Below are 24,375 nucleotides of genomic sequence, written 5' to 3'. Positions count from 1 at the left end.
TGCCACAGTCGGGCGCGGCCCGCTATTGCGTTACAGCAAATTTTGACCCCGTCAGAACGTCCGGGGAGCGAGCCGTTCGATGCCAGCGGAATCGACGGCGTGGACGGCATCCGCGATCCGGCGGCCGGCGATAATCCGGTCGCCGGCGATCTCGGCGAGCGGCACCAGCACGAAAGCGCGCTCGAACAGGCGCGGATGCGGCAGGATCAGGTCGTTCTCGGTGAACGTCACGTCGCCATAGGCGAGGAGGTCGATATCGGCGGTGCGGGGGCCCCAACGCCGCTCGTTGGCGCGGTCGCGGCCGAGGATGCGTTCGACGCCATGGGCGCGCTCAAGCAGCGCATGCGGCGTCAGGGTGGTCTCGACCGCGATGCAGAGGTTCACGAACGGGGCCTGGTCGGTGTCGCCCCAGGGTGGGGTGCGATAGTCCGACGAGCGGGCGAGCAGGCGCACCGCATCGTCATCGCACAGCAGCGTCACGGCGCGGTTGAGTGTCGCGCGGACGTCGCCGACATTGCCGCCGAGCGCCAGAAAGGCCTCGGTCATGGCCTGTTGGCGGCGCGGCGGCTGCGCGACAACGTGATACCGATGTCGCTGAAGGTCGCGGCGACCGGCGCGTGCGGCTTGTGGATGGTGACCTGCACGGCCTCGACGCGCGCGAAGCTGCTCAGAACCGCGTCGGCGATGCGCCCGGCGGCCGCTTCGATCAGCCGGAAGCGTTTGTCGCAGAACACGTCGGCAACGCATTCGACGACTTTGTCGTAGGACACCGTGTCGCGCACCTTGTCGCTCTGCGCCGCTTCCGACAGATCGATCGTCAGTTCGAGATCGATGGTGAAGGTCTGGCCGACCTTGGCCTCGTGCGGCATCACGCCGTGAAAGGCATGCAGCACCAGGCCGGTGATGAAGATGCGATCGCTCATCGCGCCGCCTCGATGGCGGCGGCGATGCGCAGCGCCTGAACGGTTTCCTTCACGTCATGCACGCGCACGATGGCTGCACCTTTTTCGACGGCAATCACATGGCTGGCGATTGAACCGCCGATGCGATCGAGCGGTGCCGACGGCACCACCGAATTGATGAAGCGCTTGCGTGAGGCGCCGACCAGCAGCGGCAGGCTGAAGCGCATGAACTCCTCCTGCCGCGCGAGGCAGATGATGCTCTGCTCCGGCGTCTTACCGAACCCAATGCCGGGATCGAGCACGATCTTGTCGCGCGCGAGCCCGGCCTTATCGGCGATATCGAGCGTGCGGGCAAAGAAGGCGAGCACGTCGGCAACGATGTCGATGTTGGGGTCGGCCGCTTCGCGGTTATGCATCGCGATCACCGGCACGCCGCGCGCGGCGGCCAGCGGCGCCATCGCCGGATCGTAATGCAAACCCCAGATGTCGTTGATGATGGCGGCGCCGTGGTCCAGCGCCCAGGCGGCGGTGTCCGCCTTGTAGGTGTCGATCGACACCGGCAGACCGAGCTTCGCGATTTCGGGCAGGATCGGCGCGAGCCGTTCGATTTCATCGGCGCTCGTGACGGGCTTCATGCCGCCATAGGGCCGCGTGGACTCCGCGCCGATGTCGAGAATGTCCGCGCCTTCCTCGATCATTTCGCGCGCGTGCGCGATCGCATGCGACGCTTCGAAGAAATGGCCGCCGTCAGAAAAGGAATCCGGCGTCACATTGAGGATGCCCATGACCAGCGGCCGGCCGCGCCCGAGCAGGGCGGCCAACACGTCCGTGTCGCCGTTCCGTGCGGCATCAGGCCGATCGTTGAGAACCCGGGCAAGTGGCATGCGGCTGGCTTTGCGCGCTCGGGCCAGCGCTGTCAAGCCAGCGGCGTGCGGCGCAGCCGTCAGTATTTGATTTTGAGCGGCAAGGTCTTGGCGTGCTCGACCCAGCGCGCGACGACCCGTTCGGACGGCACCAGGCGCACCAGCTTGCGCTTCTTGTTGGCGTCCGCGAGGGCCTTGGCGAGGTTGACCGGATTGCGGTGCTTGAGATCCTTGACCGTCTCGACACCTGCGGCGGCGAGCAATTCCGCGTATTCCCGGCTCACGCCGCGAACGCGCATGCGGTCGGCGAAATTCGCCCAGCACAGAAGCGTCTTCGCGTCGATGCCGGTGTCTTGCGCCAGCAGCTTGCGCTTGGCCACTGTGCACGCACGCTCCAGCAGACGACCGGTCGATCGAATACCGGCCCCTTTGAGGAGCGTGGCGACCTCGCCATCTATCTCCTCAATGGCCGAAATGGGGTAGGACATCCGCTCCTCCTCGCCGGCACGTCAGTCGCGCGGCGAAGTCAGAAGGTTCAAATAAATTGGCTGAGGCCGGGGACGGCGCCGACGATCTCGCCGACGGTGTCCTCGCCGGCCTTGTCGCGCGCAAAGGAGAGGGTCTCTCGCGCGACGGCTTGGACCTGTCCCATGCTCAGACCCGCCGCCATCATCTTGGTGCCGGCACCCATGATGCCGCCCATGGAGAAAAGCCCGCCGCCACTGGATTCCTGTGCCGCGATGAGCGCTTCGGCGCCCGGCAGACGATCGATGAGAGCCTGCACCTTATCGGCGGGGCCTTCCTTGCGCAGAAACTCGAGAATGATGCCGACGGATTTTTCAGCGGCTTCCTTGTCGATCCCGACATTGGCGACGAGCCGCGCAATCAATTCTTCCATAATGTCCTCGCGTCCCGTGCTACCGGAAGGGTCGATATCTATTGAACGCCAGCCAAACGTGAATGACAAGCGCGATGAATGTGCATGCGATGCAACGTGAACTGTCGCCCCTTCATTGCCCTGTGCTGCGGTCAAGTCAACATCCCCGTGAGTGAGTGCCGCGGCGGAGAGAACTTCCGCGGGCGTCATGTCGTGGCGGGGCTGTCCACTAATACCGCGAGTACACCGTTGCAATTGCGCACGCCGTGTTCGGTTCCGCGATCCTTAAAGAAGTATAGTCGCAGTGCCGAAAAACGTGCGCGATTTATCGTGATTGCGCAGCTTATTATCCGGTATCGTTTTGCTGGGCGTAACGCCGGGTGGCCCGCATAAGCGCGCGGTGTACGGGACGGCCGCGTGCAGGCCACATATGCCACATGCCGTAGCGGCCCTTTTCACGGCGGCCTCGCATTGTTACCTTGCCGCTTCCCCGGACGGAGGATGACATGAGCACATTGGACGCGGTGCTGAGCCGCATCGACCAGGATATTGACCAAAGCGTAGAACGGCTGTTCGCGCTCCTACGCATCGCTTCGATCTCCACCGATCCGGCCTACAAGCCGCAGTGCCAGGCGGCCGCGGAACATGTCGCCGCCGATCTGGACTCCATCGGCTTCACCTCCGAGGTGCGTCCGACCGCCGGGCACCCGGTGGTCGTGGCCAAATCCAACGGCGCCGGCGGCCCGCATGTCCTCTTCTACGGGCATTACGATGTGCAGCCGGTCGATCCGCTCAACCTCTGGAAAACGCCGCCGTTCGAGCCGCGCATCGATACGTTGCCTGACGGGCGCAAGATCATTGTCGCGCGCGGCGCGTGCGACGATAAGGGGCAGGCGATGACCTTCATCGAAGCCTGCCGCGCTTACAAAGCGGTCACCGGCAAGCTGCCGGTGTCGATCACGACGATGATCGAAGGCGAAGAAGAATGCGGTTCCAAGAACCTGTTCGATTTCGTGAAGAACAATGCCGACGAGTTCAAGCTCGACCTGGCGCTCGTCTGTGACACGGCGATGTGGGATCAGAAGACGCCGGCGATCACGACGTCGCTGCGCGGCCTCGTCTACGAGGACGTCAAGATCACTTGCGCCGATCGCGATTTGCATTCCGGCGTGTTCGGCGGCGCGGCGCAGAATCCGCTGCGGCTCCTGACCAAGATTCTCGGTGCGATGTGGGACGACGACGGCCGTGTCACAATTCCGGGCTTCTATGACGGGGTGAAGGACCTGCCGGCCGATATCAAGGCGGACCTGTCCGCGCTCGATCTGACGGAGGAGAAGTTCCTCGGGCCGATCGGGCTGAAGACGTCGGTCGGCGAGAAAGGGCGTTTGCTGATCGAGCAGATCACCACGCGGCCGACCGCGGAGATCAACGGCATCATCGGCGGTTACACGGGCGAGGGCGCCAAGACGGTGATCCCGGGCGAGGCGAGCGCCAAGGTCTCGTTCCGTCTGGTCGGGTCGCAGGATCCCTTCAAGGTCCGCGATGCGTTCCGTGCGTTCGTGCGCGCGCGGTTGCCGGCCGACTGCAAGGTCGAGTTCGGCAATTTCGGCGTGGCGCCGCCGCTTCAGCTTTCGTTCGACAATCCGGCGCTGACCAAGGCGCGCGCGGCGCTGGCCGACGAGTGGGGCAAGAAGGCGGTCACCGTCGGTGCCGGCGGCTCGATCCCGATCGTCGCCGATTTCAAGAACGAGCTCGGCATGGACTCGCTGCTCGTCGGTTTCGCGCTCGATGACGACCGCGTGCATTCGCCGAACGAGAAGTTCGACCTCAAATGCTACCACAAGGGCATCCGCTCCTGGGCGCGCATCCTGCACGCCTTGGCTGAAGGGTGAGGCGGCGGCGGGGGACGACGCTCACACTCATCACCGCTCGTCCCCGCGAAAGCGGGGACCCAGCGCTGGATTCCCGCTTGCGCGGGAATGAGCGGGTATCGGCTGCGATCGCGCCGGCTGCTAAGCGTCAGGCGCGCTCCAGAAGCCCCTTGATCAGGAACATCTCGGCCTCGTGGACGGTCGAGATCTGCGCCCAGGCTGCGTCGTCCTGCGTCGCGAGGCGCCACGTGAGCAGGCTGACGACGCATTTGTCCGCGCCCATCTTGAGCACATCGCCGGGGATGACGCGCGACATGTTGCGGAACTGCATGGCCTCTTCGGAGGGGCCGACGTCGTAATCGACCAGCAGCCGGGCGCGATCGGCATTGAGCCGGACATAAGTGTCCTTGCCGGAAAAGACCGACTGACCGACGAACAGGCCGGGCTTCACCTCGCGGCGCTGATAGCTGCCCCAGGTCCACTGACCCTGCTTGAGCCCCTCGGACATGATCTCGAAGGCGACAGCGGCCGGCCGCTCGACCATGATGCTGCTGGAGTGACAATGCGGGTCTTGCATGCGCTTTGATCCGGGCTCGCGTTGAGGACGGGCCCGTTATGGCGGCTCCGCCATCTATGCGCAATGCGCGCCAGGAGGCGCGCTTCCGGCTACCGCTTGAGCTTGTAGCCGGTCCTGAACATCCACCAGATCACCGCGAGGCAGATGGCCATGAACAGCAGCGTCATGGCGAAGCTGACGCCATGGCTCACGTCGGAGACCTCGAAGAAGCTCCAGCGAAAGCCGCTGATCAAGTAGACCACGGGATTGACCAGGGCGACGTCGCGCCAGAACGGCGGCAGCACGCTGATCGAATAGAACGTGCCGCCGAGGAAGGTGAGCGGCGTGATGATCAGCAGCGGCACGATCTGCAGCCGCTCGAAACCTTCGGCCCAGATACCGATGATGAAGCCGAGAAGGCTGAAGGTGAAGGACGTCAGGACCAGATAGGCGACCATCCAGAACGGGTGCGCGATGGACAACGGCACGAACAGCCACGACGTCGCCAGGATGATCACGCCGAGGATGATGGATTTGGTCGCCGCCGCGCCGACATAACCGAGCACGATCTCGAAAGCCGCCACGGGCGCCGACAGGATTTCGAAGATCGTGCCGGTGAAGCGCGGAAAATAGATGCCGAAGGACGCGTTCATCGTGCTCTGCGTCAGCAGAGTCAGCATGATCAGTCCCGGCACGATGAAGGCGCCGTAACTGACGCCTTCGATCTCCGGGATGCGCGAGCCGATGGCCGCGCCGAACACCACGAAATAGAGCGAGGTCGAGAGCACCGGCGAGACGATGCTCTGCCAGATGGTGCGCGCGGTGCGCGACATCTCGAAAATGTAGATTGCCTGGATGGCCCGCCAATTGATCATCGCTTGCTCACCAATCCGACGAAGATGTCCTCGAGCGAGCTCTGCGTCGTGTTCAGGTCGCGGAAGCCGATGCCGGCCTTGGCGAGGTCGTCCAGCAACGCCGTCACGCCGGTGCGCTCGCCCTGCGTGTCGTACGTGAAGATCAGCTCGTTGCCGTCGGCGCCGAGCGTGAGATTGTGCTGGGCCAGGGCGGCTGGAACGGCGGTTATCGGTTTCTGCAGCAGCAGCGTCAGCCGCTTCTGGCCGAGTTTGCGCATCAGCTCGGTCTTTTCCTCGACCAGGATGATTTCGCCTTTGTTGATCACGCCGATGCGGTCGGCCATGTCCTCGGCTTCTTCGATGTAGTGTGTGGTCAAGATGATGGTGACGCCGGCGTCGCGCAGGTTTCGCACCACCTGCCACATGTCCTTGCGCAGCTCGACGTCGACGCCGGCGGTGGGCTCGTCGAGGAAGAGAACACGCGGCTCGTGCGCCAGCGCCTTGGCGATCAGCACGCGCCGCTTCATGCCGCCCGACAGGGTCAGGATCTTGTTGTCCTTCTTGTCCCACAGCGACAGGTCCTTGAGGACCTTCTCGACATAGGCCGGGTTGGGCGGCATGCCGAACAAACCGCGGGTGAAGGAGACGGTTGCCCACACGCTTTCGAAGGCATCGGTGTGCAGTTCCTGCGGCACGAGACCGATCAGCGAGCGGGCGGCTCGATAGTCCGTGACGATATCGTGGCCGCCGACGGTCACGGTTCCGCCGGTCGAGCGCAGAATGCCGCAGACGATGCCGATCAGCGTCGTCTTGCCGGCACCGTTCGGGCCGAGCAGGGCGAAGATCTCGCCGGCGCGGATCTCGAGGTTGATGTTCTTCAGCGCTTCGAAACCGGACGCATAGCGCTTCGATAGATTTTTGATCGAAATCATCGACGACATGAATGGATAATTGCTCGGCGGGATGGCTCGCGCGGATATAGTTCGCGCCGCGCCGTCCCGCCAGGGCCGGCGCCTGCCTTAATTGTTAATGCTCAGGCCGCGTTGGCCAAGGCATTCAGATCACTGAGGGTCTGGACCGGCGGGAAATCGAGATATTCGTCCGGCAGCTTGGCGCGGTTGATCCAATAGGTGCGGAAACCGACCGAGGTGCCCGCCATCACGTCCCAGCGGTTCGAGGTGACGAAGGTCACGTCGGCCGGGGCGCACTGATAGTGATCGGTGACGAGCGTATAGACCTCGGGCCGCGTCTTGAACATCTTCAGCGTGTCGACCGAAAGCAGGGCGTCGAGATCGGCGGCAAGGCCGGCCGAATCGACGGCGCTCTTGAGCATCCGCGGCGAGCCGTTGGACAGTGTGCCGGTCTTGTGGCCCTTGGCCTTCAAGGTGCGCAGCGCGCTGCGCGCGTCCGGAAATGCGTCGAGTTTGTAATAGGCATCCATCAGCTTCGGCTTGAGCGCCTTGTCGACCGAGGGCACACGCGCCAGCGCGTAATCGAGTGCGCGCTCGGTCAAGTCCCAGAAATCGGCGTAGTGGCCGGCGAGGGTCAGGGTCCAGGTATATTCGAGTTGTTTGGTGCGCCAGATCTCGGACATGCGGTCGGCGTCGGGACCGGCTTCGGCGCGGTAGCGCCCGATCGCGGCGTGCACGTCGAACAGCGTGCCGTAAGCGTCGAATACGTAGATCCCCATCGGTCCTTCTCCGCGTCTGCGTCGGGCGTCTGCAGGCTCAAATGACCCGAGAGGGCGCCGCATTGCAAGCAGGACGGGTTTATCGTAAAGCCGCAGCCCTCCACGACCTCTCGAAGCGACCGATCCGTGATGAACGAAACCGTTCTCGAACAGCAGTCCGCAGGCCGTGCCGAACGGCCTTTGGTCGATCTCGACGCGTATTTCGCGCGCATCGGCTATCGCGGGCCGCGGACGCCGACGCTGGAGACGTTGCGCGCGCTGCATGAACTGCATCCGGCGGCGATCCCTTTCGAGGCGATGGACGTTCTGCTCGGCCGCGGCATCGATCTCGATCCGGCCGCAGTCGACGCCAAGCTGATCGACGCGAAGCGCGGCGGCTACTGTCACGAGCACAATGGCCTGTTCAAGCGCGTGCTCAGGACGCTCGGCTTCGAAGTCGAGAACCTGATGGGCCGTGTCGTGTGGATGGTGCCGCCGGCATCGCCGCTGCCGCGCGGCCACGCCGCCTTGCGGGTGACGATCGACGGCGAGCGGTGGCTCGCCGATGTCGGCTTTGGCGGCTGCGTGCCGACTTCGCCGCTGCGCATGACGACGAGCGAGGCGCAGCCGACCCGGCACGAGAGCTTCCGCCTCGTGCCCTCGCCCGACGGCTTCATGCTGGAAGCGTTGCGCGGCGATACCTGGCTGCCGATGTACGAACTGGTCGAGAGGCCGCAGTTCGACGTCGATCTCGCAATGATGAACTGGTTCACGGCGACGCACCCGGAATCGGTGTTCAAACGCGCGCTGATGGCGGCGCGCACGACGCCCGAGGCGCGCTACGGCCTGCGCGACAACCGGCTGACGGTGCGGCATGCGGACGGGAAGACCGAGCATCGCGCCTTGAGCGCCGCCGAAGTCGAGCAGGCGCTGGAGCAGGTCTTCAAGCTGCCGGTCGAGCCAGCGTGGCGCGACGTGATCGCACGCTTCGCGCCGGCGTGAGCCGCGTCACGGCGGCGGCTCGGTGAGCAGGTTCGGCGTCGGCCGGCCGCGCAGATCGTAGACGCGGGCATACATCACGCCTTCGCGCTGAATGTCGACGATGACCGGCCGCGCAATGTCCTCGCAATAGAACGTGCCGAGCGACATGGCGAAATCGGCGCGCTTCTCTTCCCACGTGGTCTCGAATTGCGGTCCGAGTTCGACATCGGCGGGCGGCTGCGGCCCGCAGATCGCGACCACCCAGCGTCGCCCGGCCGGCGGCTTCTCGTGCGTCTGCTTGAGATGGGCGCGCAGGCCCTGCGCGGCTTGCTTGAAGGCCAGCCCCCAGTAGTCGAGCATGTAGCGGCCCTGTGCCGCCCTTACGCCGCCGGATGCCCAGTTGAACGACGAGTATTCGTAAGGGTGCAGCCGCACGAGTTCGGTGACGGGCAGGGCGATGGCCCCGGCAAACACGGCCGCCGCCACCCCAACCGCGATCCTGGAGCGCTCGCGCAGCCAGTCGATGATCCACGAAGCGGCCACGCCGCCGAGCACGGCAAATGGCGGGATCACGAACACGAAATGGCGCAGTCCGTTATAGAGCGCCGGCCGCATGATCATGGCCAGCACCACGGGGAATATGGCCGCGAGCGCGATGGTGAGGAGGCAGGCACGGCGGTTGAGCGGCACGCGCGGCCGTGCGGCGGCGACGAACGCGCCAATCAGGCCGATGGCGCCGAGGATCAGCATCGCTTCGGGCAATTTCAGCGCGAACAGATGCGGCAGATAGCTCGCCGGCATGTCGGGCACGGCGATGCGGACGCCCTCGTACAATTCTCGCCAAGGCTTCTCGAAGAACGTGTCGAAGTATTCGGCCGCGTGCAGCGGATTGAGTGGCGACAGGATCGACCATGGCCACAAAAGCCCCATGATCAGATAGCCGAGCGGCAGCGCCGGCAGCAGCGCAATCACGAACTGACCGCAGCGCGTGAGCGCTTTACCAGCGCCGATGCGGCTGATCTCGACCGCAACAATGAGAGCGATGCCAGCCGCAACATAAGGACCAGCGACGACGGCGAGAATGCGGGCACCGAACGTCGCGCCTAACCCGAGGCCGACAAGCACCATCGTGCGCGCATTCGGGTTCGGATATTCGTCGAGCGCGCGCACCGCGCCGTAAAGCAGCAGCACCATTGCGACCGCGAAGGGCGCATCCTTCGCGTTGATGAACATGTGCCCGTAATAGATCGGGCAGGTGGCCAGCAGCACGAGCGCAACGAGGCCGCCGACTGGACCGCCGAGGCGGCGCGCGAGGCGCCACGTGATCAACAGCCCCACAATGCCGACGGCAGCGCCGACCAGCCGGCGGGTTTCATAGAGCGTGAACGGCGCGACCTTGGCGATAAGCGCGGCCAGCATGTCGAAGCCGCCGCCGTACTTGTACAGGTTGACGAACGAGAGTGCGCGCGCGTCGGCGAAACCGGAGCCGTACAGTTTCAGCAGCAGATCGCCGTACTGCGAGTGGGTGTAGTCGTCCCAGCCGAGACCGTAATCGCGGAAGGTCAGCGCGGCGGCGAGGGCGACCGCCGCCAAAAGGAACATGGCCGCGCGGTCAGCCCAAATTGTCGGCAGCCGCGCGGCCATGGCCTTGTCGATCAACGTATTACTTGGTGGCCGCGGCGAACATCTCTTCAACGTATTCCCAGTTCACGAGGTGATCCAGGAATGCCTTGAGATAGTCGGGACGACGGTTGCGATAGTCGATGTAGTAGGAGTGTTCCCACACGTCGCAGCCGAGGATCGGCGTCGCGCCGTGCACCAGCGGGTTCTCGCCGTTCGGCGTCTTCATGATGGCGAGCTTGCCGTCCTTCACCGCGATCCAGGCCCAGCCGGAGCCGAACTGCGTGACGCCGGCCTGCGCGAAATCTTCCTTCGCCTTGGCGAGGCCGCCGAGGTCCTTGTCGATCGCCGCCTGCAGCTTGCCGGGCAGCTTGTCGCCGCCGCCATTGGGCTTCATCCACTTCCAGAAGTGGAGGTGGTTATAATGCTGGCCGGCGTTGTTGAAGAGGCCGGCGTTCTTGCCGAACGAGCCCTTCACCACGTCCTCGAGCGACTTGCCCTCGAGACCGGAACCTTCCAGCAGCTTGTTGCCGTTGTCCACGTAAGCCTTGTGGTGCTTGTCGTGGTGATACTCCAAGGTCTCCTTGGACATGTAAGGCGCAAGAGCCTCATAGGCGTAAGGCAGCTCGGGCAGTTTGAACGACATTGCGTCCTCCTCGATCGACTAACGATATTTCGGAATAAGCCGGCGTCACGATGAAACCGGCACGTCCCCAGACGAGTTCCCCGGGTGGGTTAATTAGGCTTTGGCGCGGGTGCGAGCAACCGCTGGAGCAGCGAGCGCGCCCCTTCCTCGCAACGCTCTCAGGGGTTGCAGAGGCTGCGGCGCCAAACAGCATTAACAAACTGTGGGTGCCTTGGATGCTATTTTATGGGATTAGTTGCCGCAGGCGCCGAAAAAGACCAGAATTGTCAATCGGTATAGGTATTTAGCTGAGTCACCCACGCCTCCGGCGCGATTGGCCGAGGATCAGGAGCGTTAGGCATGCCCATCTTGTTATACGGTCTTGGGGCAGTTTGCGTCCTCGTTGGCGCGTTTTTCGCCTGGCTCGGCCTTCCGGACCGTGAATTCAGCTTCGGCAACACGCTCATTCTGACCGGCTGCGTGTCCGTGGTGGGCGGGCTGATTATCATCGGCCTCGGTGCCGTCGTGTCGCATCTTCGGCAGTTGATTGAACTGAGTGCCGGCCAGCCGGCCGCTCAACCGCGACGCTCGGTCGAAGCCTTCGAGGCTCCTTCGGGCCGGCCACCGGCCGGACGCATTCCATTTCCGCCGAAGCCCAAGGTTGAGGCGCGGCCGCCGGCGGCGATGCCGGCAGAACTGCCGCCGAAGGCCGAGCCCGTCGCCGTCGCTGTGCCGACCCTGCCCAATCCGGATGAGCCCCTCACGGAGGTCGCCGAGCAGGCGCCCCCGCCGCCGCCCGAGCCGGTCGTCGAGACGATGGCGGAGCCGCCCGTCGCGCCGCCGCTCGACTTCCGCGACGAGCCTTTGAAGGAAATTGAGCCCCAGGAAGGCTTTGATCGCGAATGGCCGGCGCCGCCGCCGCCACCCCCGGCGCCCGAGCGCCGGTCTCTGTTCGGCTTTGGCCGGTCCGAGCGCAAAGTGGTGGAAGACCTGCCGCGGCTCGACGAAATGCCGCCCGAGCCGGAAATGCCCCCGGCGCCGCCCGCTCCCGAACCGGTCGCCGAATTCGAGCCGCCGGCCGCCGTCGAATCGACTCCGGAGCCGCCCCGCGACGTCGCGATTCTGAAATCGGGCGTCGTCGATGGCATGGGCTACACGCTGTACGTCGACGGTTCGATCGAGGCAGAGCTGCCGCAGGGGACGTTGCGCTTCGCGTCGATCAACGAATTGCGCCAGCATCTCGAGCAAAATACTTAAGATACTGGCCGCTTGCCCTGCCGAAAACTCGGATACGCAATAATGGCGGCGCTTTCTGCTTGCTCGCCGACAAATCGATACTATACTTCGGATAAATTTACTGCGCCGAATAGTAGGACATATCGATGAGCGACGGCACGGGCGGCAACTTCATCGAGCTGACGGCGGAAATTGTCTCGGCTTACGTCAGCAACAACACGGTGTCGGCGTCTGAAATTCCGAATTTGATCAATCAGGTACACGCCGCGCTCAGCCGCGTCTCCGGCAAGGCCGCCGAGGTGCCGCTCGAGCCTCTGAAGCCCGCGATTTCCCTGAAAAAGTCGATCACGCCGGAATACATCGTCTGTCTCGAGGACGGTAAGAAATTCAAGTCGCTCAAGCGTCACTTGCGCACGCAATACAACATGACGCCCGAGCAATACCGCGAGAAATGGGGTCTCAGCCCCGACTATCCGATGGTGGCGCCCAATTACGCCGCCGCGCGGTCGGAATTGGCCAAGCAGATGGGCCTCGGCCAGCAGCGCCGGCGCCGCGGCCGCTGACGATCCGGCGGCGTTCGGCCCGGCGAAGGCGGGGCGGCGGCAGGATTTTTCCGGAATTTCCGTTCGATATCAGCCGCCTGGCTTCCCGGAAAAGAATTTATCCCCAACGCGGAATCGCGCGCGATAGTCTGTAGGCAAATGGTCCTACAGAGGAGATCGCGATGACCTGCCTGGCGGTGCCGACAACGTCCTTTTTCACACGAAGCGCGGGACCACCGCCTGAATTGGCGTGCTGGCGGCGGGTGGAATTGGCGGTCGCCCTCACGATGGCGGTGCCGCTCGGCCAGATGCGTGCGGCGACCCGGTCCCCGGTGGATGCGGCCTACGCGCGGCAGATCGCGATGTATATCGGCCATGCGGTTCTGGGCCTGGGCTTCAGCGCCATCGGCCGGCTGTGCGGCCGCGATCATAAGACGGTCGCTTATGCCTGTCGCATGGTCGAGCAGCGGCGCGACGATCCGGCGGTCGATTGCATGTTGAACCTGCTGACCGATTTTTGCCGCGAGATGGCGGAGAGCTGGGCATGAGCCGCACGAAGAATGTTGCTGCGGCAAAGCTGCCGCGCTCTCCGGCGCCGGACATCGCGCGTGAGCGCGCGCAGCATCTGGCGCTGTCGCGCCGGCAGATCGCGACCGAGACCGGCCGCAGAGATGTCGTCATGGACGAAGGCGAAAGCCCGCTGGTGTGGCTGGCGCGGCGGCAAGGACGTGACGGCCGCGCCTTGATCGAGCCGCATCAATTGCAGGCCGGCGAGCGGCTGCGGCGCGACTTCACGATGGCGAACCTGATGCCGCGCACGACGTCGAATTGGAGCAGCCCCATGGCATCGTCCGGCTTCAACCCGGATGCCGCCGCAAGCGATGCGATGATCGCCGCGCGGCAGCGCGTGCATCGGGCGCTCGACGCGGTCGGGCCGGAGTTCTCCGGTTTGTTGATCGACGTGTGTTGCTTCTTAAAGAGGCTCGATGACGTCGAACGTGAGCGACAGTGGCCCGCGCGTTCCGCCAAAGTCGTGTTGCAACTCGCGCTTACGCAATTGGCGCGGCACTACGGCTATGGCGAACGCGTCAAAGGCGCAGCACGTCCGGCGCTTCGCACATGGCTGGCGGACGACGCCGCCTTCACCGGCCGCGATTAGGCGACCGTCGCGAGCGCCGCGCCGGCATCGGCGCGGATGCGCTCGACCATGGAACGCAGGCCGTTCGAGCGCTGGGGCGTGAGATTTTCTTTGAGCCCGAGCTGCTCGAACACCGCCGCGGCGTCGGTGTCGACGATCTTGCGGGCGCTCTTGCCCGAATAGAGCGCGAACAGAATGGCGATCAGCCCGCGCACGATGTGCGCGTCGCTGTCGCCCTCGAAGGTCAGCACCGGACCCTCGCCGCCGTCAGGCTTCACGTGTGTGACCAGCCACACCTGGCTGGCGCAGCCGCGCACTTTATTGGTCTCGTTATGATCCGCATCCGGCAGCGGCGGCAGCATGCGGCCAAGCTCGATGACGTACCGGTAGCGGTCGTCCCACTCGTCGAGCAGGGCAAAGTTCTCGATGATCTCGTCGATACCGGTCATGGGGCCTATATCTGTGCGCGCGGCCGTGCACCGGCCGCACGCGCTATATAGGCGCCCGCGCTCCGCGGCGCAAAATCAGGCCGACGGCCGCCCGGCGCGGGCTTCACGGCGCGGCGGCAGCGGCACCGGCGCGTGCCAGGCCGGCGCCATGTCGGCTTCCGTCAGCGTGCCCTGGCCCGGTTGCGGTTTCATCGCGGCCTTCTCGGCCGGTTGCGGTTGCTGGCTCAGCTTGCTGCTGATGAATTCGAACAATGTGCGCGCGCCGGCTTCAGCCTTGTGGCCGATCGCCACCGCAACCTTGCCGCCGACAACGCAGGCGTCCGGTTGCCGGTCGCAGAAGCCACGTGCGTCAGACACCGCGGCGCTCGCGAGCGTGACTGCCTGCACCGGATCGATCTGCGTTTCCGGCGCATCCGATTTCGATCCGAGGCTCGGCAGGAGCACGCAAACGATGCCCAGCCAGAACGCCACCCGCAGGAGGAAGAACATGACCCAATCCCTGATATCCCCGACGGCTTTCTGCCGCCTTTGAGCTAAAACCTACCAGACAGGCCTGAAAGTGTCGTTGGCTTGGCAACGACGTTTCGACGCGAATTTTCCTCAAAGTTGAAATGATCGACTTTGCCTAAAGTTTTACGCAATTCGGCGCGGCGTGCCCGATGAGCGCCGTTTTGGTTACCGTATCGGTAACGGCGCGGGCGGCGAAATCCCTTACAAATGATTGCGCGCAATAGAAATTTCACCATGCCCGGCAAATCGCGGGCATTTCGCGTCGGTGCCTGGGGTTCACGGGCCCGCGACGCCGTCACCTTAGTGTTCGCTTAAGCCGGCCGGGCCTAGCATCCCGGCTCGAAAAAGGGGCGCGTCTGTTCTCAACAAGACGTGGGACAGGGACCGTGAGTTTCCTCACGCCAGTGTGGAACTATGTCGATACGTTGGTGCACCCGGTGGCGCAGCAGGATGCGCTGACCACGGCGCGCCATCGTGCCTTCATTGCGCCGCGTCTCATCGGCAGCTTCGCCGCGCTCGCCAGCTTTCCCATTTATCTTGCGTTCCGCGGCGCGCCGAGCTTGCTCGAGGTCGCGGTGTTCGGCTGGCTGATCGCGCCGATCCTCACGGCTTATTACCTGTCGCGCACCGGCCGCTATGAGAGCGCGCATGTTCTTTCGTCCGTCGCGCTGACCGGCCTCGTCACGGTCGTGGCCTGGTGCACCGGCGGCATCGGATCGTTCGCGGCGATCTGGCTTGTCGTCGTGCCGCTCGAAGCCGCGCTGTCGGCCTCGCGTCGCGTGGTGGCGCTCGCCTCCACATGCGCGCTGGTCGGCGCCGGCCTGCTCGTCGGGCTCAGCACATTCGATCTGGTGCCGGCGCCGGCCGATGTCGGCAATGCGCACGGCGCGCTGGTCTCGCTCGGCATCATTTCGGCCGCGCTCTATGCCACCGGCCTTGCGCTCGGCGCCGAGACGCTCGCGCGCACCAGCTTCTGGCTGCTCTATGCCGAGGAAGACCGCTATCGTCTGCTCGCGCGCAACATGACAGACGCGATCACGCGTCACGGCCGCAACGGCGCCGTGTTGTTCGCCTCGCCCGCGGCCGAGCCTTTGTTCGGGATGCGCGCCGCGGAACTCGCCGGTCACGGTCTGTTCGACCGCGTTCATGTCGCCGACCGCCCGGCCTATCTCACCGCGCTTGCCGAAGCGGCCGACGGTGCCGACCGCTCGGTCGAATTCCGCATCCAGCGCCGCGAGGCGGACGACGATCACGCCGGCACCTTCAACTGGGTGGAGATGCGCTGCCGCCCGCTCGATCGCGCGCAAGACAGCAACGGCGATACCCGTGAAGTCGTCGCCGTGCTGCGCGACGTGAGCGAGCGCAAGACGCAGGAACGCGCGCTCGAGATCGCGCGAGCCGAATCCGAGCGCGCCAACGCGGCCAAGAGCCATTTCCTCGCGACGATGAGCCATGAGTTGCGCACGCCGCTCAATGCCATCATCGGTTTTTCGGACATGCTCACCAACGAGTCGCTGGTGCTCGATCCGGCGCGCAAGGTCGAATACGCGCGGCTGATCAACGAGTCCGGCCATCATCTGCTGTCGGTCGTGAACGGCATTCTCGACATGTCGAAGATGGAAACCGGCAACTTCGAAATCACGCCGGAACCTTTCGCGCCCGCGCCGGCGATCACGAGCTGCTGCGATATCCTGGCGTTGAAGGCGCGCGAGGCCGGCGTCGAGATCAAGACGCGCATCGCCGATCTGCCGGAACTGATGGCGGACCGGCGCGCCTTCAGCCAGATCCTGATCAATCTCGTTTCCAACGCCGTCAAGTTCACGCCGCGCGGCGGCCGCATCTCGGTCAGCGCTTTCACGGAAGGCCATAAACTCGCGGTCGTGGTCGAGGATACCGGCGTCGGCATTGGTGAAGACGATTTGCCGCGTATCGGCGAAGCCTTCTTCCAGGCGCGCGCCTCATATGATCGCCGTCACGACGGCACCGGCCTCGGTCTTTCGATCGTCAAGGGGTTGGTGCGGCTGCACGATGGTGATATCGACATAGCGAGCCGCCTCGGCAAAGGCACGCGCATCACTGTGCGTCTGCCCATCGACGGCGAAAGCGGCGGACATCGTCCGTCCGATCCCATCAAGCTGGTTACTGAACGTGCGAAAGAACTCGCGACCGTCGCCAACGTCCGGATCAAAAAAAGTGCGTAAGCGCAGTCGACAGGAGCAGGAGGTCGAGACGGGCCGCGGCGCCAAGGTCGCGGCGGCCATCGGTCGTCATCCGCGCGAGTTCGTCGGCATCGTCATGGCAACCGGCGCGACAGTCATGATTTTCGCAAATGCGCTCTTTTTGCAGAAGGGCCCCCATCCGGCGCCGATTTTTGCGACGCGTCCCGTTGTTGCGGTTCCGGCGCCGCCGCCGCGCGTGCAGATTGCGCCCGCCGTGGCGCCCGTTGCGCCTTCCGCCGCAACCATTGCGCCGCCGGTCGATAACGGTTCGAGCCGCACGCAACTGATCACCGACATCCAGCGCGAGCTTAATCGTCGTGGCTACTATGACGGCGCCGTGGATGGCGTCTGGGGTGCGCGCACCGACGCGGCCGCGCGTGATTTCGCGCAGGCGGCCGGTCTCAAGATCAATGTCGAGGCAAGCGACGGTCTGTTGCGCGCGATCCTCTCGTCGGGTGCCAAGCGGGCTGCCGCGGAACCGCCGGCGCGCACCAACGATCCGATCGCACAACTGATCGCGCCATCGAAACGTGTGCTGGCCGTGCAGCGGGCGCTCGCCGATTTCGGCTACGGTCAGCTCAAGCCAACTGGCCTCTACGATCCGGACACGCGCGCCGCCATCGAGAAGTTCGAGCGCGACCGCCGCCTGCCGGTGACCGGTCAGATCTCCGACCGCCTCGTGCGCGATTTGGCGGCGATGACCGGCCGTCCGCTCGAGTGAATGGCCGCCTGCCGGCGCGCATGCTAGGCAGGTCCCATGCGATTGAAATCGGGCATCTGGGCGTCGGCTTATCTGCGCCGCTGTAATATCGAGGGCGCGTTCGCGGCCGTGCGTCGGCGCGGAGCCGACGAAGCGGGCGCCATCTTCATCAAGCTCAATCGGCTCGACGGCACCGGCGTGCTTTACGGGCCCGCGCCGCAGGCCGTGTTCGATGAAGCGCGCCCGGCCGAGCGATTGTTCTCCGTCCTGCTCGGCCAGAACGGCCCGGTGGCGGAGGCCGACATCGAGGCGCGGCTGACGCGGGAGATTAAATTCGACCCCGACGTTTGGATCATTGAAGTCGAGGATCGCGCCGGCCGCAATTTTCTGGACGACGCGGTGGTGTAAGGCCTCAGCGGCTGTTGGTTTTGAGAGCGCCAGGTTGCGCCGGCCGCTCGCCGGCGCGCGTCGTGCTTGATGCCGGGCGCGCCCGACGACGCTCATCGTCATACAGCACGGGGGCATGAACCGGCTGCTTCCGCGCGACGGGCTTGGTCCAGGTCGACAGCAGGTGAGCCGCTGCTTGCGCCGATATCTCGCCGAACAGATTGGCGAGATCGTAGACGCGGTCGACCGATTGGCCGATGGCCGGATTGAGGAAAAGCAGGATCCGGTGCAGCACGGCCGCCTTCATGCCGATGGCTTTGGCAACGACCACCAGGCCCTCGCCAAGGTCATCATGGACGATGCGCTCGGCAAGCCGGCGATCGAGGCCGAGATCGCGCATGAGCGTGCGGCAGAAGGCGTCGGAATTGCGCTGTAGCGCCGCTATTTCGAGCTGCGCGACGGTCTCGTGAGCGGCGGCGAGGGGACGCAGCCGCGGCCCGTCCACGACGTCGAGATTGGCGAGAACCAACCGGCGATCGCTGGCCGATGCGGAGAAAAATACTTCGACGAGATCGTCAGACACAGCCGCAGGCGGGGCGGGTTTCGGTTCGGGTTCCGACCGTCGCGCCATTTCTTGCGCGATCGCTTGGGCGATCTCCTGCATAGCTTCGGCCATGGGGCGTGGGGTCGGCGGCGCGAGTTGTCCGCCGAGCGCTTCCAGCACGGCCTTGGGGGCTCCCGCATAATCGCGCAGGCTCGCATGCACGGCCGCGCGCGTCGGCTCGTCGGCCGATTGGATCAGCCCCAGCGCGAGCTCGACATACTGGGTCTCTTCATAGGCGGTGTGCGTCGCCTTCTGCACGTACAGGTCGGTAAGGACGCGCAGGAGGGTCGGACGGATGTCGACGCCGTCGCGGCAGGCCAGGTCGAGTAGGCCGTCGAGCGGCGGAGACGCGGGGGACTGGGACATTCGTGCAACGCTTTGCGGGGTCTTGGAATAGACGCACCTTAGAGCGTTCGTGTTAGCGAACCGTTAACCTTGCGCACCCTTAATTAACCCGAGGTGCCGACCTGGCAGGTCTAGTAGAGAGTGAGGTAACAGCGCCGGATCGGAAAAGGGGACTGCAATGGGCGAAGTCATCCGTTTTCCTGAAGCTTCGGGCTACGCACGCGCCGGCCGCTATGTCGACGCCGCGAGCGAACCCGCGACCGTCATCATCCTTCCGGTGATCCGCATCGAGCGCGATCCCGATGGGTCGAACGGGCTCGAACCACATACCGGGAATAATCCCGGCCGGCGCCGTCGCCGGCGTGCCGTGCGCTGACGGTCACGGCTCAACGATGCAGGTCTCGCGCCAGCCCTTGCGGCACAGATTTTCGATTCGGCACGCCTTTCTTTTGATCGGTTTGCTGACATTGGCCGGTTGCGCCAATGGCGACTTCGAGGAAATCCGGCCGTCTTTGGTGCGCGACGACATTCACGACTGGGTCGGCCGCGATGCCGTGCCCGGCAAGCCTTCGTCCTTCCATCTCACCGACGACGAGCGGCTGCTCCGCGACTTGGCTTATCCGTTGATCGAGCCGCCTTACGACCGGCATCGCTGGTATTCGATCGCGGGAGAATACGGTCTGCTGGAATCGGCGCGGGCCGCGTCATTCAATGTCGGCGACTACGCCACGCACCTGATGTCGAACAAGTTCGACTCATCGGCTGCCCGCTACAATCAGCTCATTGACGATGTTCGCAACGACAGCACGCGGATGCCGGCCTTCTTCGAGGCGGCCGGCCGCGTGGTCGACATGGATCGCAAGCGGCAGAAGAGTCTGCGCTACGTCGAGACGAGCCCGGGCGAGTATCGCGATGCGGAGCGGCGCATCCAGGAGAACAACGCGGTCATCGGCATGGTGTATACGCGTCTGGCGCAGCGGATCGCGTCGTATCGCTTCGCGCTCGAGCGCCTTGTTGTCGCGACGCCGTCTCAACAGGCCGTGGACGCCGAGCGGCAAGTCGACCGTTTGAAGACGGAGCTTGCGCGCTATCGCACCATGCTGCCGCCGACGTGGATGCGCGAGCCGAGCCTCGCAGCCAACAACTGATCAGCGTGAGCCTTTGACGTCGTCGGAGCGGCGGCACTGCGCCGCGGCGACCGCGCTTTGCGCCTGCGGCATCAGGCCGGGCTCGGGCGCCATCGCCCGGATCGCAATGAGGCCGGTGAGGGAGGGCGACTCGACGATCAGGCGGTCGGCCGCGGTGACGTCCTCTTCCTCGGGCATCTGATTGTGCTGTTCGATCGTCATCAGATCGAGTTCGATGACGCGGCGGCCGGCGGCGCGATCGTTGATCGCGTAATAAGCGACGTCACGGTTGGTGTAGAACGACACCGAGGTATAGGCCGTGCGAACGGGCACGCTGAGCTTCATCGGTCCTTGCGAGAGATCGTAACGGCAGATCGCGCTCGCAAACGCCGGATCCATATAAGGCATCGCGGCGGCATCGGACGTCGGCGGCGGAAGCGGCGTGACCGTGTTCACGGGCGTGATCGGCTCCAACCGCGCATAGGCGTCGCGCGTCGCCGTACGCGGCAACATGATGATCGTGGCGATGTGCACCACGCCGCCAAGCAAGCAGCCACCGAGAAGCAGAAGGGCCCAGCGGATCATGGGCAACCCCGGGTCGTGACGGATGGCATCGGCACCTCGCGGCCGGCGCGCGTCGAGACGCCGACGGCCGTGTCGTAGAGGCGCAGCACCAAGGTGTAGCGCTCAATGCCGCCGGTCGGCAGCCAGTTGCCGGGCTGAGCCCGCGGCGCGGCGACAATGGAGAAGCTGCCGTCGGCGCCGCGAACGATTTCCTGGCTGGTGAAGCCGTGGCGCCCGACCGAATTGGCCGCGAGTTCGCCCTCGCGATTGTAGAGGGTGATGGTCCAGAAACGCGCCGACGGCGTGATGCCGGCGACGACCACATCGCAGCGGCCGTCGAGCGGCTTGCCCTTGTCGTCCGATTCGGCGGCGAAAGTGATGCCGTCGCCGACCGCGGTTGGCAGGAGGCCGATGCGGGCGATCGAAGCGCGTGCGTACGGGTCGGCGTCCACCGTTCCGGTCTTCGGCCAAGCCGTCCACGCGCCAATCGTGAGGGCGCCGAACGCGGCGCCGCGCTTCAACGCGAAATAGGTGCCGCTCAGGCCGATGACGGCGCCGACCGCGAGGACAAACAGCGTTCCGAAAAGCAGCCGCACGATCGATCCGCTGGCAGGGTCAAGAAATTGATTCGAGGGTGGGAGACTACGCCGCCGGAGGGCAGGCGGCTAATCAGTTACGACCGAAAGCCTTGCCCTCCAGGGCGGAGGCGAGGGCATCCGGCTTTTCGGCCTCGGCTTGTTTCTTCTTCTCGGTCGTCGCCGTTGGCGGCGTCGGGCCGAGGGCACGGTTGGCGTCTTCCATCAGGCGCTCGACGCGCACCAGAATGTCGGCCCCGCGCCGCGTCAGCACGGCCGGACGAACAGGCGGTGGCGGTGCGTCCGACTTCGATTTGGCTTCGGCGACGACAGGCTGGCGGACCTGCGGCACCGGCACGCCCGGCAATTGCTTCAACTCCATGCCTTGGTGTGCGTATTCCATGATCCCATGCCACGTCATTGCCGGCAGCGCGCCGCCGGTCATGCGGTTGGTCGACGTGTAGTCGTCGTTGCCGAACCAGACGCCGCACACGAAGTTGCCCGTGTAACCCATGAACCAGGCGTCACGATAAGCGTTGGTGGTGCCGGTCTTGCCGGCGGCCGCGATGCCGTCGAGGCGCGCGCGCCGGCCGGTGCCGTTTTCGACCACGCTGTTCATCATCGTGATCATGTCTTGCGCGACCTTGGGCGGCATGACCTGGCGCGGCTTGGGCCCGTCGCGATCGTAGCGCCAGATCGTCTGACCGTCGCCGGTGCGCACTTCCAGGATCGCGTGCGGCGTGACGGCCTTGCCGAGATTGGGGAAGGTGCCGTAGGCGCCGACATGTTCGAGCACGGTGACGGCGTCGGCGCCGATCGGCAGCGACGGCGTGTCCGGCAACTGGCTCTTGATGCCCATGTCGTGCGCGAGCTTGACGATGCGCGAGCGGCCGAGCTTGGGATTGCCATCGCCGACGGCGACCGACAGGCGCACCGCGATGGTGTTGATCGAGCGTGTCAGCGCCTGGATCAGGGTCATCGAGCCGGCATAGCCGTTGCCGTAGTTGTGCGGGCACCAGTTGCCGAGACAGATCGGCGCGTCGACGACGATCGAGGTCGGCTTGAAGCCGTGCATCAAGGCGGTGGCGTAGACGTAAGGCTTGAACGACGAACCGGGCTGACGCATGGCGTCGGTGGCGCGGTTGAACTGGCTGGCGCCGTAGTCGCGGCCGCCGACCATGGCGCGCACCGAGCCGTCGACTTCCATCAGCACCGCCGCCGCCTGCTTGGCGTGATACTCCTGGCCGTACTGACGCAGCGAGTTCTCGACCGCGGCATCCGCCGCCTTCTGCATGCCGGTGTCGAGCGCGGTGCGCACGACGAAGACGCGCTCGGTCATCGACTTCGGAAAGGTGTCGACGAGCTTCTTCATCTCGTCGAAGGCATAGTCGAGATAATAGTTCGCCGCGCGGTCGTCTCGGCGGTCGACGGGGGTGGCGGGGTGGCGGCGGGCGCCGAAGACCTGACCCTCGGTCATGAAGCCGGTGTCGACGAGGTTGTCGAGCACGACGTTGGCTCTGGCGCGCGCGGCCGGCAGGTTGACGTTGGGCGAGAACTTGGTCGGCGCCTTGAACAGGCCGGCGAGCATCGCGGCTTCCGCGAGATCGACGTCGCGCGCCGACTTGTTGAAGTAATACTGCGCCGCCGCGTCGACGCCGAAGGCGCCGCCGCCCATATAGGCGCGATCCAGATACAGCTTCAAAATCTCGTTCTTGGTCAGCCGCGCCTCGAGCCACAGCGCCAGGAACGCCTCCTTCACCTTGCGCTCGAGCGTGCGCTCGTTCGACAGGAACAGGTTCTTGGCGAGCTGCTGCGACAGAGACGAGCCGCCCTGCACGACGCCGCCGGCGCGCGCATTGGTCACGAAGGCGCGCGCCGTGCCGGCGATGTCGATGCCGAAATGGTCGTAGAAGCGCCGGTCCTCGGTCGCCAGCACGGCCTTGATCAGGTGATCGGGAAACTCCTCCAGCGGCACCGAGTCGTTGTGCTTGATGCCGCGCGAGCCGACCTCGTTGCCGTAGCGGTCGAGGAAGGTCACGGCGAGCTCCGACTTCTTCAGCCAGTCGTCGTCCGAGGTCTCGCGGAAGGCGGGGATGGCGAGCGCCAGCATCAGGATCGCGCCGGCGGTGCCGAGCGTGGCGCCTTCCGAGAGCAACTCCGTCAGCCACCGCCGCCAGCCGGCGACGTGGAAGCGGTCCATGAAGGTGGAGAAACGCCCATAGGTCTCGCGCGCGCCGGACAGGCTCCGGAACAGGCTGAAATCCACCCAGGCGTCGATCGCCAGGAAGAACTTCTTGAGATTGGGCTTCCAATCCCGGGGGAACAGGTCGCGCAAGGCTGAAGGCTCTGGTTTGCAAAGGGACGGCGGCCGGCCGCAAGGCCCGCCGCGTTGCCGCATTTTAGCCGATCGGGCGCCGCCCGGCCATGGCGGGAAGGCGGAACCTGGCGCCAAAGTGAACGCCAATCGCGGCAAAATAGGGCCGGACGGCCGCCGGGGAAGGGGGAAACTCCCCGCCCGCGCCTCGCGGCCGGGCCCGGCGGGGGCTATATGGAGACCTCAACCCAAGGGATTCGGATGCCGGACGAGACGCCCTTCTGGCGGCGCAAGCGCATGAGCGAGATGACCGCCGCGGAGTGGGAGAGCCTGTGCGACGGCTGCGGGCGCTGCTGCCTCAACAAGCTGATCGACGAGGACACCAACGAGACGGTGTACACCGACGTCGGCTGCGTGCTGCTGGACGGCGAGACCTGCCGCTGCATCGACTACAAGAACCGGCAGAAGAAGGTGTCGGACTGCGTCAAGCTCACCTGGCGCAACGTCTCGCGCCTGTCCTGGCTGCCGCCGACCTGCGGCTATCGGCTGATCGCGCAGGGCAAGGACCTGCCCTGGTGGCACCCCTTGGTCTCCGGCACGCAGGAGACGGTGCACAAGGCCGGCATCTCCGTGCGCGGCCGCGTCAGCGCCAGCGAAGAGGACGTGCCGGACGAGAAGCTCGTCGATTACATTGTTGGGTGGCCGGGGAAGTGGCCGAGGGGAACAAAGCGCAGGGCGCGATGATGGCGACCGCTCACCAGAGCACTAGTACACTTTGTTACTGAAAGTTGGGACGTAATTTCTTGATGAAAAACTGCACTAGGTTGAGGCAATTTCAACGGTTTCT

General features: G+C 65.1%; 29 protein-coding genes. 12 read left to right on the top strand and 17 right to left on the bottom strand.

Annotation, left to right across the window (positions count from 1 at the left end):
* Positions 1–51 precede the first annotated feature (51 nt).
* From folK to DW352_RS10160, 5 genes are read right to left on the bottom strand one after another with little or no spacing between them, the layout of a single operon-like run.
* The gene (folK, locus tag DW352_RS10180) at positions 52–546 is read right to left on the bottom strand and encodes a 2-amino-4-hydroxy-6-hydroxymethyldihydropteridine diphosphokinase (protein WP_115690883.1); all 495 of its coding nucleotides are present in this window, start codon (positions 544–546) and stop codon (positions 52–54) included.
* Positions 543–923, bottom strand: a complete 381-nt coding sequence (folB, locus tag DW352_RS10175; protein ID WP_115690881.1) for a dihydroneopterin aldolase — start codon at positions 921–923, stop codon at positions 543–545. Before folB ends, folK begins: the two co-directional genes overlap by 4 nt.
* Entirely contained in the window at positions 920–1,786 is an 867-nt protein-coding gene (gene folP, locus DW352_RS10170) for a dihydropteroate synthase (RefSeq protein WP_115690879.1), read from the bottom strand. Before folP ends, folB begins: the two co-directional genes overlap by 4 nt.
* Positions 1,787–1,845: 59 nt before the next feature.
* Complete coding sequence (locus tag DW352_RS10165; RefSeq protein ID WP_115690877.1) at positions 1,846–2,253, bottom strand: DUF4332 domain-containing protein; 408 nt, start codon at positions 2,251–2,253, stop codon at positions 1,846–1,848.
* Between the two features lie 47 nt (positions 2,254–2,300).
* Entirely contained in the window at positions 2,301–2,663 is a 363-nt protein-coding gene (locus DW352_RS10160; RefSeq protein WP_115690875.1) for a DUF2267 domain-containing protein, read from the bottom strand.
* 485 nt (positions 2,664–3,148) lie between these two features.
* Here DW352_RS10160 and DW352_RS10155 point away from each other — a divergent pair, with 485 nt between their 5' ends.
* A complete protein-coding gene (locus DW352_RS10155) occupies positions 3,149–4,534 on the top strand; it encodes a M20/M25/M40 family metallo-hydrolase (protein WP_115690873.1) in 1,386 nt (461 codons plus the stop codon).
* Between the two features lie 127 nt (positions 4,535–4,661).
* On the opposite strand, the gene DW352_RS10150 is transcribed toward DW352_RS10155, so the two are convergent.
* The 4 genes from DW352_RS10150 to DW352_RS10135 form a co-directional block, all read right to left on the bottom strand.
* Positions 4,662–5,090 carry a hypothetical protein gene (locus DW352_RS10150; protein WP_115690871.1) on the bottom strand — a complete coding sequence of 143 codons (429 nt, stop codon included), beginning with the start codon at positions 5,088–5,090 and terminating at the stop codon, positions 4,662–4,664.
* A gap of 89 nt (positions 5,091–5,179) precedes the next feature.
* Positions 5,180–5,941, bottom strand: coding sequence for an ABC transporter permease (locus DW352_RS10145; RefSeq protein ID WP_115694347.1), 762 nt, complete (start codon positions 5,939–5,941; stop codon positions 5,180–5,182).
* On the bottom strand, positions 5,941–6,864 hold the full coding sequence (locus DW352_RS10140; protein WP_115690869.1) for an ABC transporter ATP-binding protein: 924 nt from the start codon (positions 6,862–6,864) through the stop codon (positions 5,941–5,943). The genes DW352_RS10145 and DW352_RS10140 overlap by 1 nt, the downstream gene beginning before the upstream one ends.
* A gap of 92 nt (positions 6,865–6,956) precedes the next feature.
* A complete protein-coding gene (locus DW352_RS10135; RefSeq protein WP_115690867.1) occupies positions 6,957–7,613 on the bottom strand; it encodes a haloacid dehalogenase type II in 657 nt (218 codons plus the stop codon).
* Positions 7,614–7,742: 129 nt separating this feature from the next.
* Here DW352_RS10135 and DW352_RS10130 point away from each other — a divergent pair, with 129 nt between their 5' ends.
* Positions 7,743–8,594 (top strand): arylamine N-acetyltransferase family protein, encoded by an 852-nt coding sequence (locus DW352_RS10130; protein WP_115690865.1) that lies wholly within the window; start codon positions 7,743–7,745, stop codon positions 8,592–8,594.
* Between the two features lie 6 nt (positions 8,595–8,600).
* Here DW352_RS10130 and DW352_RS10125 read toward each other — a convergent pair whose 3' ends face one another.
* Both DW352_RS10125 and DW352_RS10120 read right to left on the bottom strand, forming a co-directional pair.
* Positions 8,601–10,232: an ArnT family glycosyltransferase gene (locus tag DW352_RS10125; RefSeq protein WP_245434395.1), complete on the bottom strand. Its 1,632-nt coding sequence runs from the start codon at positions 10,230–10,232 to the stop codon at positions 8,601–8,603.
* Between the two features lie 4 nt (positions 10,233–10,236).
* Positions 10,237–10,839 carry a superoxide dismutase gene (locus DW352_RS10120; protein ID WP_115690863.1) on the bottom strand — a complete coding sequence of 201 codons (603 nt, stop codon included), beginning with the start codon at positions 10,837–10,839 and terminating at the stop codon, positions 10,237–10,239.
* Positions 10,840–11,298: 459 nt separating this feature from the next.
* Here DW352_RS10120 and DW352_RS10115 point away from each other — a divergent pair, with 459 nt between their 5' ends.
* The 4 genes from DW352_RS10115 to DW352_RS10100 all read left to right on the top strand — a co-directional run bounded on the left by DW352_RS10115 (position 11,299) and on the right by DW352_RS10100 (position 13,755).
* On the top strand, positions 11,299–12,075 hold the full coding sequence (locus DW352_RS10115; RefSeq protein WP_162826894.1) for a hypothetical protein: 777 nt from the start codon (positions 11,299–11,301) through the stop codon (positions 12,073–12,075).
* Between the two features lie 125 nt (positions 12,076–12,200).
* The gene (locus DW352_RS10110; RefSeq protein WP_115690859.1) at positions 12,201–12,617 is read left to right on the top strand and encodes a Ros/MucR family transcriptional regulator; all 417 of its coding nucleotides are present in this window, start codon (positions 12,201–12,203) and stop codon (positions 12,615–12,617) included.
* 266 nt (positions 12,618–12,883) lie between these two features.
* Positions 12,884–13,144, top strand: a complete 261-nt coding sequence (locus tag DW352_RS10105; protein WP_245434394.1) for a helix-turn-helix domain-containing protein — start codon at positions 12,884–12,886, stop codon at positions 13,142–13,144.
* Positions 13,141–13,755: a DUF6456 domain-containing protein gene (locus tag DW352_RS10100; RefSeq protein ID WP_115690855.1), complete on the top strand. Its 615-nt coding sequence runs from the start codon at positions 13,141–13,143 to the stop codon at positions 13,753–13,755. The genes DW352_RS10105 and DW352_RS10100 overlap by 4 nt, the downstream gene beginning before the upstream one ends.
* Here the strand turns inward: DW352_RS10100 and DW352_RS10095 are convergent.
* On the bottom strand, positions 13,752–14,183 hold the full coding sequence (locus DW352_RS10095; RefSeq protein ID WP_115690853.1) for a SufE family protein: 432 nt from the start codon (positions 14,181–14,183) through the stop codon (positions 13,752–13,754). The genes DW352_RS10100 and DW352_RS10095 overlap by 4 nt on opposite strands.
* Before the next feature lie 75 nt (positions 14,184–14,258).
* Positions 14,259–14,672 carry a DUF5330 domain-containing protein gene (locus DW352_RS10090; protein WP_115690851.1) on the bottom strand — a complete coding sequence of 138 codons (414 nt, stop codon included), beginning with the start codon at positions 14,670–14,672 and terminating at the stop codon, positions 14,259–14,261.
* A 407-nt stretch (positions 14,673–15,079) separates the two neighbouring features.
* Between DW352_RS10090 and DW352_RS10085 the strand changes: the two genes are divergently transcribed.
* From DW352_RS10085 to DW352_RS10075, 3 genes are read left to right on the top strand one after another with little or no spacing between them, the layout of a single operon-like run.
* Positions 15,080–16,894 carry a PAS domain-containing sensor histidine kinase gene (locus DW352_RS10085; protein ID WP_115690850.1) on the top strand — a complete coding sequence of 605 codons (1,815 nt, stop codon included), beginning with the start codon at positions 15,080–15,082 and terminating at the stop codon, positions 16,892–16,894.
* Positions 16,887–17,633, top strand: coding sequence for a peptidoglycan-binding domain-containing protein (locus tag DW352_RS27315; protein ID WP_245434393.1), 747 nt, complete (start codon positions 16,887–16,889; stop codon positions 17,631–17,633). The genes DW352_RS10085 and DW352_RS27315 overlap by 8 nt, the downstream gene beginning before the upstream one ends.
* A 36-nt stretch (positions 17,634–17,669) precedes the next feature.
* Entirely contained in the window at positions 17,670–18,020 is a 351-nt protein-coding gene (locus tag DW352_RS10075; protein ID WP_115690848.1) for a DUF1491 family protein, read from the top strand.
* A gap of 4 nt (positions 18,021–18,024) precedes the next feature.
* Here the strand turns inward: DW352_RS10075 and DW352_RS10070 are convergent, their stop codons facing one another.
* Positions 18,025–18,969 (bottom strand): DUF2336 domain-containing protein, encoded by a 945-nt coding sequence (locus tag DW352_RS10070; RefSeq protein ID WP_115690846.1) that lies wholly within the window; start codon positions 18,967–18,969, stop codon positions 18,025–18,027.
* Positions 18,970–19,126: 157 nt separating this feature from the next.
* Here DW352_RS10070 and DW352_RS10065 point away from each other — a divergent pair, with 157 nt between their 5' ends.
* Entirely contained in the window at positions 19,127–19,324 is a 198-nt protein-coding gene (locus DW352_RS10065) for a hypothetical protein (RefSeq protein WP_115690844.1), read from the top strand.
* A gap of 73 nt (positions 19,325–19,397) precedes the next feature.
* Positions 19,398–20,096 carry a hypothetical protein gene (locus tag DW352_RS10060; RefSeq protein WP_115690842.1) on the top strand — a complete coding sequence of 233 codons (699 nt, stop codon included), beginning with the start codon at positions 19,398–19,400 and terminating at the stop codon, positions 20,094–20,096.
* On the opposite strand, the gene DW352_RS10055 is transcribed toward DW352_RS10060, so the two are convergent.
* The 3 genes from DW352_RS10055 to DW352_RS10045 form a co-directional block, all read right to left on the bottom strand.
* Entirely contained in the window at positions 20,097–20,660 is a 564-nt protein-coding gene (locus DW352_RS10055; RefSeq protein WP_115690840.1) for a DUF1254 domain-containing protein, read from the bottom strand. It abuts the gene before it with no gap.
* Positions 20,657–21,235, bottom strand: a complete 579-nt coding sequence (locus DW352_RS10050) for a DUF1214 domain-containing protein (RefSeq protein ID WP_115690838.1) — start codon at positions 21,233–21,235, stop codon at positions 20,657–20,659. The genes DW352_RS10055 and DW352_RS10050 overlap by 4 nt, the downstream gene beginning before the upstream one ends.
* Positions 21,236–21,308: 73 nt before the next feature.
* A complete protein-coding gene (locus DW352_RS10045; protein ID WP_115690836.1) occupies positions 21,309–23,549 on the bottom strand; it encodes a transglycosylase domain-containing protein in 2,241 nt (746 codons plus the stop codon).
* A 240-nt stretch (positions 23,550–23,789) separates the two neighbouring features.
* On the opposite strand from DW352_RS10045, the gene DW352_RS10040 reads away from it, so the two are divergent.
* Positions 23,790–24,272: a YcgN family cysteine cluster protein gene (locus DW352_RS10040; RefSeq protein ID WP_115690834.1), complete on the top strand. Its 483-nt coding sequence runs from the start codon at positions 23,790–23,792 to the stop codon at positions 24,270–24,272.
* The last annotated feature ends 103 nt before the right edge of the window (positions 24,273–24,375 follow it).

Source organism: Pseudolabrys taiwanensis (genome assembly GCF_003367395.1).
Lineage (GTDB): Bacteria > Pseudomonadota > Alphaproteobacteria > Rhizobiales > Xanthobacteraceae > Pseudolabrys > Pseudolabrys taiwanensis.
The sequence above is the reverse complement of the archived record's forward strand: the minus strand, read 5'-3'. Positions and strand labels throughout refer to the sequence as shown.

Bases quoted from the DNA above. Each gene is read 5' to 3' on its own strand.
- folK (WP_115690883.1), bottom strand. From the start codon at position 546: ATGACCGAGGCCTTTCTGGCGCTCGGCGGCAATGTCGGCGACGTCCGC.
- folB (WP_115690881.1), bottom strand. From the start codon at position 923: ATGAGCGATCGCATCTTCATCACCGGCCTGGTGCTGCATGCCTTTCAC.
- folP (WP_115690879.1), bottom strand. From the start codon at position 1,786: ATGCCACTTGCCCGGGTTCTCAACGATCGGCCTGATGCCGCACGGAAC.
- DW352_RS10165 (WP_115690877.1), bottom strand. From the start codon at position 2,253: ATGTCCTACCCCATTTCGGCCATTGAGGAGATAGATGGCGAGGTCGCC.
- DW352_RS10160 (WP_115690875.1), bottom strand. From the start codon at position 2,663: ATGGAAGAATTGATTGCGCGGCTCGTCGCCAATGTCGGGATCGACAAG.
- DW352_RS10155 (WP_115690873.1), top strand. From the start codon at position 3,149: ATGAGCACATTGGACGCGGTGCTGAGCCGCATCGACCAGGATATTGAC.
- DW352_RS10150 (WP_115690871.1), bottom strand. From the start codon at position 5,090: ATGCAAGACCCGCATTGTCACTCCAGCAGCATCATGGTCGAGCGGCCG.
- DW352_RS10140 (WP_115690869.1), bottom strand. From the start codon at position 6,864: ATGTCGTCGATGATTTCGATCAAAAATCTATCGAAGCGCTATGCGTCC.
- DW352_RS10135 (WP_115690867.1), bottom strand. From the start codon at position 7,613: ATGGGGATCTACGTATTCGACGCTTACGGCACGCTGTTCGACGTGCAC.
- DW352_RS10130 (WP_115690865.1), top strand. From the start codon at position 7,743: ATGAACGAAACCGTTCTCGAACAGCAGTCCGCAGGCCGTGCCGAACGG.
- DW352_RS10120 (WP_115690863.1), bottom strand. From the start codon at position 10,839: ATGTCGTTCAAACTGCCCGAGCTGCCTTACGCCTATGAGGCTCTTGCG.
- DW352_RS10110 (WP_115690859.1), top strand. From the start codon at position 12,201: ATGAGCGACGGCACGGGCGGCAACTTCATCGAGCTGACGGCGGAAATT.
- DW352_RS10105 (WP_245434394.1), top strand. From the start codon at position 12,884: ATGGCGGTGCCGCTCGGCCAGATGCGTGCGGCGACCCGGTCCCCGGTG.
- DW352_RS10100 (WP_115690855.1), top strand. From the start codon at position 13,141: ATGAGCCGCACGAAGAATGTTGCTGCGGCAAAGCTGCCGCGCTCTCCG.
- DW352_RS10095 (WP_115690853.1), bottom strand. From the start codon at position 14,183: ATGACCGGTATCGACGAGATCATCGAGAACTTTGCCCTGCTCGACGAG.
- DW352_RS10090 (WP_115690851.1), bottom strand. From the start codon at position 14,672: ATGTTCTTCCTCCTGCGGGTGGCGTTCTGGCTGGGCATCGTTTGCGTG.
- DW352_RS10075 (WP_115690848.1), top strand. From the start codon at position 17,670: ATGCGATTGAAATCGGGCATCTGGGCGTCGGCTTATCTGCGCCGCTGT.
- DW352_RS10070 (WP_115690846.1), bottom strand. From the start codon at position 18,969: ATGTCCCAGTCCCCCGCGTCTCCGCCGCTCGACGGCCTACTCGACCTG.
- DW352_RS10065 (WP_115690844.1), top strand. From the start codon at position 19,127: ATGGGCGAAGTCATCCGTTTTCCTGAAGCTTCGGGCTACGCACGCGCC.
- DW352_RS10055 (WP_115690840.1), bottom strand. From the start codon at position 20,660: ATGATCCGCTGGGCCCTTCTGCTTCTCGGTGGCTGCTTGCTTGGCGGC.
- DW352_RS10040 (WP_115690834.1), top strand. From the start codon at position 23,790: ATGCCGGACGAGACGCCCTTCTGGCGGCGCAAGCGCATGAGCGAGATG.